Source organism: Roseovarius roseus (assembly GCF_043355935.2).
GTDB lineage: Bacteria > Pseudomonadota > Alphaproteobacteria > Rhodobacterales > Rhodobacteraceae > Roseovarius > Roseovarius roseus.
Map to the genome: position 1 here is coordinate 1 of NZ_JBHFPE020000041.1, position 4,910 is coordinate 4,910.

6 protein-coding genes are annotated in these 4,910 nt (G+C 50.1%); 5 read left to right on the top strand and 1 reads right to left on the bottom strand.

What is annotated here, in order from left to right; translation table 11 throughout:
• The 3 genes from ACEWPL_RS19230 to ACEWPL_RS19240 all read left to right on the top strand — a co-directional run.
• A partial coding sequence (locus ACEWPL_RS19230) for a hypothetical protein (RefSeq protein ID WP_420744394.1) occupies window positions 1-733 on the top strand: 733 nt, incomplete at its 5' end.
• A 402-nt stretch (window positions 734-1,135) separates the two neighbouring features.
• Entirely contained in the window at window positions 1,136-1,615 is a 480-nt protein-coding gene (locus ACEWPL_RS19235) for a putative pterin-binding protein (RefSeq protein ID WP_393930826.1), read from the top strand.
• Entirely contained in the window at window positions 1,612-2,985 is a 1,374-nt protein-coding gene (locus tag ACEWPL_RS19240) for a sensor histidine kinase (protein WP_393930828.1), read from the top strand. The genes ACEWPL_RS19235 and ACEWPL_RS19240 overlap by 4 nt, the downstream gene beginning before the upstream one ends.
• 53 nt (window positions 2,986-3,038) lie before the next feature.
• Here ACEWPL_RS19240 and ACEWPL_RS19245 read toward each other — a convergent pair whose 3' ends face one another.
• Window positions 3,039-3,779, bottom strand: a complete 741-nt coding sequence (locus ACEWPL_RS19245; protein WP_393930830.1) for a sulfotransferase family 2 domain-containing protein — start codon at window positions 3,777-3,779, stop codon at window positions 3,039-3,041.
• Between the two features lie 415 nt (window positions 3,780-4,194).
• Between ACEWPL_RS19245 and ACEWPL_RS19250 the strand changes: the two genes are divergently transcribed.
• Window positions 4,195-4,431 (top strand): hypothetical protein, encoded by a 237-nt coding sequence (locus tag ACEWPL_RS19250; protein WP_393930832.1) that lies wholly within the window; start codon window positions 4,195-4,197, stop codon window positions 4,429-4,431.
• 104 nt (window positions 4,432-4,535) lie between these two features.
• The coding region (locus ACEWPL_RS19255; RefSeq protein WP_420744395.1) for a hypothetical protein at window positions 4,536-4,910 on the top strand (375 nt) is incomplete at its 3' end.

The following is a 4,910-nucleotide window of genomic DNA, read 5'->3' on the forward strand; positions in this document are numbered from 1 at the left end:
AAGATCAGACATGAGATCGCTCCTTTTCGGAGCCGTGAATCACGCAGAGAACCTGAAATCAATGGGTCCAGAGCCTAGCTTCTTCGAGGTACTGACGCGCATCAAGGTTGCGGAAAGGCTGGTGCAGGAGCGTCAGGCGGCCTTGGATGGCTACCTTTCTGTGCGAAAGCTCGATGAGGGCGACACGCACCTCTCTCTTGTGCCGTGCGATCCCATTGACGATGCCGCCCGTGAATTGACCGAGGCCAAGATCAGCAATGACAAGTTTCTGTCCCTAGGCGTTTTCCAAAATTATCTCGATCAGGTGACCAGTGCTGCCTCCTGCGATACGGCCCTGTTTGCAATCAAGCTACACCGGATGGGCGAGATCTTCGCAAACAGCACAGCGGTGGAGTTCCTCAGGCTGCTCGAGGCTGCCGCAGGCGCAGTTCACGCGGAATTAGCGCCGCAGAAGGTTTTCGTCGCCCATGTGGGCAACGGCGTCCTGCTATGCGCGTGCAAACACTCCGCAGTTCAAGACGTGAGTGCAACGGAGCAGGCGCTTGAAGCGAGGTTGAGGGTCGTAAGCGTTCCCGATGTCTGCCGCAAGTTGATCTCTCTACAGGTTTCCGTGGGGGAGCCGTTCCGTTTAAAAACCACGCTTAAGCTGAACTTTCATCGGGCTTCCAAAGCCGCGATAAGCCGTGTGGAAATGCGCGACCACAGATCGTCCGAGATCAGGTCTGTTCTTTAGGTGGTCACGTAGGGCAAATAATAGCATAGGGCGGGGGCGGCGGCTTTCGCGCACATTGTTAATTTCCCACATTTTGGCAAAGTAACTTCCTGCGCACAGCCGACCTTGATGAAGGTAGCAGCGAAAGGCCGCTTGCTATCCTCCAGTGGCGTGATGGCTTTCGGCCCAACGCGGAGGCAGTCGCGAGTTGCCTCACTCCGCCGCATCTGGCGCCGCGGCGTGGCTTTCGCAAAACTAATATTCAAGCAGCACCCAACCTGCTGCGTTGTTAATTTGCGGACAAACTATCCGCGACGAACCCGATTCCACCGAGCATCCGTCATTACAACTCCCAGTTGAACGTCCCGCACCCCTAGGCTAACATGCCCGAGCGTCTAACAATCAATCCATAAAGGCAAAATCATGAGCAAAAAAATTCATCGAATCGTCCTTGGCGGATTGGCTGTAATCTTCCTCGCGTTTCCTACCGGCAGCTACGCAGAGGATCTGCTTGCAGTCACCGGTGACGGCGTCTCCGATGTCCTGAGCTTCGAAGACTTGCTCGCAATGCCACAGTCCACAGTCATCACCAAGAATGACTACATAGACGATATCACTGAGTTTTCTGGTCCAGCGCTAAAAGACTTGCTTGAAAAGTACAACATAGGTCCGAACGAAACGCTGTTAATGCGTGCTATAAATGATTTCTCTGTAAGCGTCCCCGCAATTGATGCGTATCAGTACAACGTAATTCTTGCCCTCTTCAGCGACGGGAAAAAGTTAACAAGGCGGGATAAGGGTCCGATTTGGGTCATCTATCCGATGAGTGATCACGAAGAGCTCCGCGACGATAGCTATAACAGCCGAATAATTTGGCAGCTCACAAGCATCACTGTCGAATGAGAACCAAGGGAAACACGCTTCGGATCGCTCTTTCCATATTGTGTTTGGCCGCCGTCATTTTGGGTGGCACGGTCATCTGGAAGCTCAGTGACCGCGTCAACCAGATCAGGACGGCCGAACAAAGTGACCCACTTTGGATTGCATCAAAACTCCAATTAGAACTTTTGAACTTTAGCGCTGAACTTGGAGAGTTCGCTATTGGCTCAAAGTCGGCCGAGGAAGTGCTGGTTCAATTCGATATTGTATGGAGTCGGTTAAGTGTAATGCAAGAAGGGAAAATGGCTGAGTTGATACGTGAGGCGGGTGTTGACAGAACTGCCCTTGCGGAATTTAAGCGTGTGCTCGAGAAAGTTGATCCTCCTGTGCAGGCGCTTCCCGATGCCGAACCTGTTAGCCAACAACGCCAAATAATCGCCAAGAGAATACTATCGGAAATTAATCCTTACAATTTGAAATTCAAAGAACTGTCCTTGTCGATGGCGCAGGTAAGATCGCAGGTTCTATTCGAATTTCGGAATGGTCTCCTATCACTGTCTCGGGCAATTGCATATTTGAGTATCGTAATTTTGGTGCTCGCGGGTAGTATCGCGGGGATACTTATAATGGACGCACGGTCGGACAGACGAAAATCCCGGGAGCTTCAGGAGCTTGTGGTAGAAGTTGAGGCTGCGTCGAGAATGAAAGATAACTTTATGGTGGTGGTTAGTCACGAATTGCGCACGCCCCTGACATCAATCATAGGGGGGCTCAATCTTTTCAGAGCAAAATACGGAGGAACCTTAGACGTGGGTGCGACTAGGCTGATCGATATCGCTCACCGTAACTCTGCGCGACTACTAGGCTTGGTGAATGATATTTTAGATGCGCAATCTCTGAGTGAAGGGAAGGTGAGTCTCCAAAAAGAACGTATTAACTTGGGTTCTGTTATATCCGCAACAACTGAGGATTGCGAAGTGTATGCAGCTGAGCTCGGTGTCGACTTCGCGTTTAAACATCCAGAAACTGAAATTTACGTGAATGCTGACAAAGATCGTATTTCCCAGGTTATGAGCAACCTTCTCTCGAATGCGGCTAAGTTCAGCCGGACTGGAGAGACTGTTGATATAAGCGCCCACAGAGCGGGCGATTGGATAAGGGTGGAGATTGCTGATCGCGGGAAAGGTATATCTCAATCAGACCAAAAAAATCTTTTCTCACGGTTTCATCAGATTAGCCCGGGGACAACCGGCGCCCGCAAGAGCAGCGGCCTGGGCCTAAGTATTACTAAGAACATTGTAGAATTGCATGGCGGAACGGTAGGAGTAAAATCAGTTGAGGGTGAGGGTTCAACCTTTTGGTTTACCTTGCCGATCCCCAATGCTGCAAATTGAAAATGCTTTAGTGACCACAATGAGTTTGAACCTCCGAAGGAATCGGTGCTTTGTTATACGATGCGCCCACTCCATCTGGAGGTGTTTGGATCCACCGGGTCAGTAATGCCGTAGATATCATGATTGTCGCCTGAAGTTTTCTCAAGAGCGGTGATCAAAGAGTAGTCACGCTTGTAGAAAGCGCTAATCTTGTCTTTTGTTTTGGTAGATATTTCTATATCGAACTTTCTGCTTTTGTTTTGATCCAAAGGAACCAGTATACTCCGAGTATTGGTGACAGCGTCAATCCATCGATATACCGTCTGTAGCCCTCGCTCGAAAAGGAAGATCTTCATATTTTCCCCAATGAAGTCAATCTGCGGTCTAATGTGATTGTCACAGGTATGTGGGTCCTTGGAGTATCTATAAAACACCATATCGAGCCATTCATCGAAGGTTCCTTGAAATTCTTCATCCCAGTCCAGTTCAACCTTCATTGTTTTGGCTGTGGTTAAATACTCAAAAACAGTGTTCTGATCATGATGCCTCGTGGCTCTATAACGATACTCGCTCAACACCCGTTCAAGTGGATCACGAATTACCGCAAATGATACATCGGCAAAACCGTCAGGAATGAGAGCCCTGCTGATATCAAACTCGAGATGCTGCGGAGTTGACTGAGCCCAATCAAGCCGCTCTCTGGAATAGAGAGCCACTATTCCCTTTTTCCTCATGTAGTCAGTTATGCTAGCCCCCCCCGTCTTGGGAATGTGAGCAAAATATAACAGACGATTGTTTATCTTGGCGAGCGGCACAGACCACCTTCTGTTGGAAGTAATTTAGGCTGATCTCACGTAAACTGCCGTTCAAAAAGTTGGCTGAGTTTGCGAAAAATATCCTATTAGCGGAATCTGTATATATCCTTCAAGCCACATGTGCAAGTATAGGTTGTAGTCTTCGCATACTGAAATCAAAGCTCTCTTGATCTGATCCCATTCTATGAAATGTAAACTTTACTCATTGGGAAAATTCATGACATACGAGAAAGGATATGCAGAGTATTGTGATCTGCCCCCCCAAATTCAGACACTGACATACGCTAAAAATTTGCAGTCTGCTGATCTCCAACTGGTGTCCGTCGTCTTAAGAAATGCGTCATCAAAGAGCATAAGCATGGGAGGCTCTTCTGGCGACGTTGATTGCTGAGCCGTGTCGCCGGAAAAGGGGCACTTGCCAGTTTCAAGGAATTGCGACAACGAGATCGACCTTGGCTATACACTCGCTCTCACCCGCGCGAGCGGCGGATACGGTCTGTTCAAGAAGGGTGACTGGAAGCTGGTCGATGGCGCAAACTTCCGCTGCTCGAAAGAGCTGTCGACAATCAGCGAACATAATTGGGGCCTCTTTGGTGGCCGCCGCGTGATGGCGCGCACATACGGCGTAAATTATACGCCGATTGCGTACTGAGCCTTCTTTGGCTCGATCGGGCTGGGCGAAGTCCGTGATATTGTACAGGGCAATGTCTATCGCCTGGCCTTGTCGGTGTGGGCGCCTATTTGGACGAGGGCGCGATGCAGTTCCCGACCCGACTGGAGTATCGAGCCGAAGACGGCATCGGGCTGGCGCAGGATTGCGACGCCTGGGCGCTGTCGGCTAGCTGCGAGTACTGCGTCAAACCTAAATGGCTGCTCCTAACCAACCTCGATGCGCTTTATTTTGAGAACTCTGCGGCCTCAAGCATCATCATCTCACGCGTTCGCTTTGCGCTCTCATCCATCGTCATGCTCACAACTCTACCTTTCGCCCTTTTCGGCGCACCTAATTTTAGCGAGCTGAAGGTGCGAAGCAATGGCCTTTTTGGGTTCAAACGGGTTGTGTCTCGATTCTGGTGGAAATTCTCCAGCGGCGTTCTCCGAGCATGCGGATTTGGGCCTGATCAGGCCGCG